The organism is Kitasatospora sp. NPDC059599, assembly GCF_042735125.1.
GTDB lineage: Bacteria > Actinomycetota > Actinomycetes > Streptomycetales > Streptomycetaceae > Kitasatospora.
The window spans coordinates 1-4,463 of sequence record NZ_JBHWCL010000274.1; the positions used below are offsets into that span (position 1 = coordinate 1).

The window sequence follows — 4,463 nt, forward strand, 5'->3', positions numbered from 1 at the left end:
CGGAACGCGGGGAGGCCCCCGGGTCCGTTCTCACGGACCCGGGGGCCTCCCGGTGCTGCACGTCGGCTCGGTCGGCCCGGTTCGGACCGGCCGGGTTCAGCCGAGGTTGGCGAGCGCCTCGTTGAAGGTCTTCGACGGGCGCATCACGGCCGCGGCCTTGGCCGGGTCCGGCTGGTAGTAGCCACCGAGGTCGACCGGCGAGCCCTGGACGGCGATCAGCTCGTCGACGATGGTCTGCTCCTGCGCGGTCAGCGCCTCGGCCAGGCCGGCGAAGGCCTGGGCCAGCTCGGCGTCCGCGGTCTGCTGGGCCAGCTCCTGGGCCCAGTAGGTGGCCAGGTAGAAGTGGCTGCCGCGGTTGTCGATGCCACCGAGGCGGCGGCTCGGCGACTTGTCCTCGTTGAGGAAGGTTCCGGTGGCCCGGTCCAGGGTGTCGGCCAGCACCTGGGCGCGGGCGTTGCCGGTGGTGGTGGCCAGGTGCTCGAAGCTGGCGGCCAGCGCGAAGAACTCGCCCAGGCTGTCCCAGCGCAGGTAGTTCTCCTTGACGAGCTGCTGGACGTGCTTCGGGGCGGAGCCGCCGGCGCCGGTCTCGAACAGGCCGCCGCCCGCCATCAGCGGGACGACCGACAGCATCTTGGCGCTGGTGCCCAGCTCCAGGATCGGGAACAGGTCGGTCAGGTAGTCACGCAGCACGTTGCCGGTCACCGAGATGGTGTTCTCGCCACGGCGGATGCGCTCCAGCGAGAACGTGGTGGCCTCGACCGGGGACTTGATCTCGATCTGCAGGCCGGTGGTGTCGTGCTCCGGCAGGTAGCGCTTGACCTTCTCGATCAGCACCGCGTCGTGGGCGCGGGTCTCGTCCAGCCAGAACACCGCCGGGTCGCCGGTGGCGCGGGCGCGGGAGACGGCCAGCTTGACCCAGTCCTGGATCGGCAGGTCCTTGGTCTGGCAGGCGCGGAAGATGTCGCCGGGCTGGACGGCCTGCTCCAGCACCACGTTGCCCTCGGCGTCGACCAGGCGGACGGTGCCGGCGGCCTCGATCTCGAAGGTCTTGTCGTGGGAGCCGTACTCCTCGGCCTTCTGGGCCATCAGGCCGACGTTCGGCACCGAGCCGATGGTGGCCGGGTCGAGGGCGCCGTTGGCGCGGCAGTCGTCGATGACGGCCTGGTACACGCCGGAGTAGCTGCTGTCCGGCAGCACGGCGAGGGTGTCGGCCTCCTGGCCGTCCGGGCCCCACATGTGGCCGGAGGTGCGGATCATGGCCGGCATCGAGGCGTCGACGATGACGTCGCTCGGCACGTGCAGGTTGGTGATGCCCTTGTCGGAGTCGACCATGGCCAGGGCCGGGCCCTCGGCCAGCTCGGCCTCGAAGGAGGCCTTGATCTCGGCGCCGTTCGGCAGCGCGTCCAGGCCGGCCAGGATGCCGCCGAGGCCGTTGTTCGGGTTCAGACCGGCGGCGGTCAGCGCCTCGCCGTAGGCGGCGAAGGTCTTCGGGAAGAAGGCGCGCACGACGTGGCCGAACACGATCGGGTCGGAGACCTTCATCATGGTCGCCTTGAGGTGCACCGAGAACAGCACGCCCTCGGCCTTGGCACGGGCCACCTGGGCGGCCAGGAACTCGTTCAGGGCGGCGGCGCGCATCACGGAGGCGTCGACGACCTCGCCGGCCAGCACCGGGACCTTCTCGCGCAGCACCGTGGTGGTGCCGTCCTCGCCGACCAGCTCGATGCGCAGGGCACCGTCGGCCTCGACCACGGCGGACTTCTCGGTGGACCGGAAGTCGTTCTCGCCCATGGTGGCGACGTTGGTCTTGGACTCGGCGGTCCAGGCACCCATGCGGTGCGGGTGGGTCTTGGCGTAGTTCTTGACCGACTGCGGCGCGCGGCGGTCCGAGTTGCCCTCGCGCAGGACCGGGTTGACGGCGCTGCCCTTGATCTTGTCGTACCGGGCGCGGACGTCCTTGTCCTCGTCGGTCTGCGGGTCGTCCGGGTAGTCCGGCAGGGCGTAGCCCTGGGCCTGCAGCTCGGCGACGGCGGCCTTCAGCTGCGGCACGGAGGCCGAGACGTTCGGCAGCTTGATGATGTTGGCGCTCGGGGTCTTGGCCAGCTCGCCCAGCTCGGCGAGGGCGTCGCCGATCCGCTGCGCCTCGGTCAGACGCTCCGGGAAGCTCGCGATGATCCGCCCGGCCAGGGAGATGTCGCGGGTCTCCACCCGCACACCCGCGGTCGAGGCGTACGCCTGGACAACCGGCAGGAACGAGTAGGTCGCCAGGGCCGGAGCCTCGTCGGTGTGCGTATAGATGATGGTCGAGTCAGTCATCGGTACTCCGCTTCAGGTCTCCAACGTCTTGACGTCAAGATATCTCGTCACGGGCCCCTCGCTCCACCTCCCCCCGCCCCGGAGCGCGCGCCGGTCCCCCGGGGGGCGCCCCGCGGCCGTGCCGGGGGCCGGAATCCACGGTCGTCCGAGCCGGGACGGGGGGCAACCGGAGCGCCGCCGGCGCGTGGGTGTGGTCCACCCGGGTGAGCCGAACGTCAGGAGTGCGTCAACGCACCACCCCATTCGGTCAACGCCGCGTCAGGACCGGCGACGCCCGGGGCGGGCCGACCTAGCGTCGAGGGAGCAGTCACGGCAGGCACCACCACCCACCCGGGAGCACCGCATGGCCAGCGTCTGGCACGTACCGGTCACCACCACCGACACCGGCAGCACCACCGGTACCGGCAGCACCACCGCACTCCGCCTGTTCCGCCTGCGCGACGGTCGCCGCTGCGCGGTCGGATTCTCCAGCCCCGAGGCCCTCGCCGCCCTCCTCGGGCCGGACCAGGCGCACACCGAGCTCGCCGAACCCGCCCTGCGCGACCTCACCACCCCGCTCGGGGTGGACGCCCTGGTCCTGGACCCGAGGCTGGTCGCCCCGCCCGTCACCACCCCCGCCGCGCCGCCCGCCCCGGCCCCGACCGCACAGCTCCAGCACCGGTGACCGCCCCGCTCCAGCTCGTCCCGGGCGGCCTGGGCCCCGAGGACCACCGGCGGCCGGCCCGGTCACTGCACGCGATCGCCCGGATCAGCCACGGCCCGGTCCCGCTCGACTTCGACCGGCTCGCCGCCGAGTTCCCGGCCGTCCGGAGCGGCCTCGCTCTCGCCGGAGACGCCGACCTGGAGCTCCGGCTCGCCTGCACCGGCCCGGAGGAGTTACGGGCCGTCGCCGCGGCCCTGCACCGTGCGGGTGCCGCGAAGGTCCGCATCGACCTGGTCCTGCGCACTCTCACCCCGGCCCCGGTGACCCTGCGACCGGTGCCGTGAGACGCGCCCGGCCGTGAGCCCCGCCCGGCCGTGGGGCGTGTCCGACCGTGAGGTGCGCCCGACCGCGGGGTCACCGGGCCGGGCGCTCACTCCTCGCCGGGGCGCGGGTCCGGGTTGATCGCCTGGTAGTCGATGGGCTGGCCCCAGGCGTCGTCGCCGACGGCGTCGGCGCAGTAGCCGCTGCCCTCGACGTGCCCGCCCGCGTCCCGGCACTGCTCGGCGGTGACGTCCCGGAGCCCGGTCGCCGCCGCCGGAACAGCGGCGGCGACCGCGGCACCGGCGGCGGTGGCGGTGGCGAGCAGGACGACGGACGCGGTCGTGGCGGCCACCCGGGCCAGGTGTGAGCTGTTCATGCGGACCACCCCAGCACGCCCGCCCGCCCGCTGCGACCACAGGACGCCCGGCCGGGTGGCCGGCCGGCCGGGCCGGCCCCGCACCCCCGGCCACCCCGCCCGGGCGCGCTACACCCGGGCCAGGGCCGCGATCGCCCCGAGCAACAGCGTCGAGCCCGCCAGCAGGCCCGCCGTGACGGGCTCGCCCAGGAACAGCACGCCGATCACCGCCGCCGTGGCCGGCTCCAGCAGCACCAGGACCGCCGCCGTCGCGCCCGGCACGGCGGTCAGCCCGGTGAAGTACCAGCGGTAGGCGAACAGCGTGGGCACCGTGCCGAGGAACAGCAGCGCGGCGCCGGTCGACACCGGGTCCCCGGCCGTCGGCAGCACGCCCTGGACGGCCGCGAACGGGAGCAGGCAGAGCAGCCCGGTGGTGAAGGCTCCGGTGCCGGCCCGGGCTGAGCCGCCGCCCCGCGCCCAGAGCGTGAGGCCGCTCTGCCCCGCGCCCGCGACGACGGCCAGGGCCGCGCCCAGCGCCGGGCGCGGGCCGGTCGCCGGGGCGGCGACCAGCAGGACGAGCCCGGCGAGGGCCAGGGCGACGGCGGCGAGCGCGCGACGGGTGAGCCGCTCGCCGAGCAGCACGTGCGCGCCGAGGCTGGTGAGCACCGGCCCGGCGCCGATGGTGATCAGGGTGCCCAGCCCCAGGCCCGCGTAGTGCACGGAGCCGAAGTAGGCGCACTGGCTGATCGCCAGACCGAGCCCGGTCAGCACGGCGGCGGCCGGCCCGGGGGGGGCCGGGCCCCCCCCGCCCCCCCCCGGGCGCCGCAC

5 protein-coding genes are annotated in these 4,463 nt (G+C 74.5%); 2 read left to right on the plus strand and 3 right to left on the minus strand.

All coding sequences use genetic code 11. From position 1 onward, the window contains the following. Window positions 1–96: 96 nt before the first annotated feature. Window positions 97–2,316, minus strand: a complete 2,220-nt coding sequence (locus ACFV04_RS43295) for an NADP-dependent isocitrate dehydrogenase (protein WP_380536567.1) — start codon at window positions 2,314–2,316, stop codon at window positions 97–99. Between the two features lie 343 nt (window positions 2,317–2,659). Between ACFV04_RS43295 and ACFV04_RS43300 the strand changes: the two genes are divergently transcribed. Next, window positions 2,660–2,980, plus strand: a complete 321-nt coding sequence (locus tag ACFV04_RS43300; RefSeq protein ID WP_380536569.1) for an SAV_915 family protein — start codon at window positions 2,660–2,662, stop codon at window positions 2,978–2,980. Then, on the plus strand, window positions 2,977–3,303 hold the full coding sequence (locus ACFV04_RS43305) for a hypothetical protein (protein WP_380349772.1): 327 nt from the start codon (window positions 2,977–2,979) through the stop codon (window positions 3,301–3,303). The genes ACFV04_RS43300 and ACFV04_RS43305 overlap by 4 nt, the downstream gene beginning before the upstream one ends. An 86-nt stretch (window positions 3,304–3,389) precedes the next feature. On the opposite strand, the gene ACFV04_RS43310 is transcribed toward ACFV04_RS43305, so the two are convergent. Together ACFV04_RS43310 and ACFV04_RS43315 are read right to left on the minus strand one after the other, a co-directional pair. Further along, the gene (locus ACFV04_RS43310; protein ID WP_380536571.1) at window positions 3,390–3,656 is read right to left on the minus strand and encodes a hypothetical protein; all 267 of its coding nucleotides are present in this window, start codon (window positions 3,654–3,656) and stop codon (window positions 3,390–3,392) included. A 108-nt stretch (window positions 3,657–3,764) separates the two neighbouring features. Then, window positions 3,765–4,463, minus strand: a 699-nt coding sequence (locus tag ACFV04_RS43315) for an EamA family transporter (RefSeq protein ID WP_380536573.1), incomplete at its 5' end; no start/stop codon positions are given.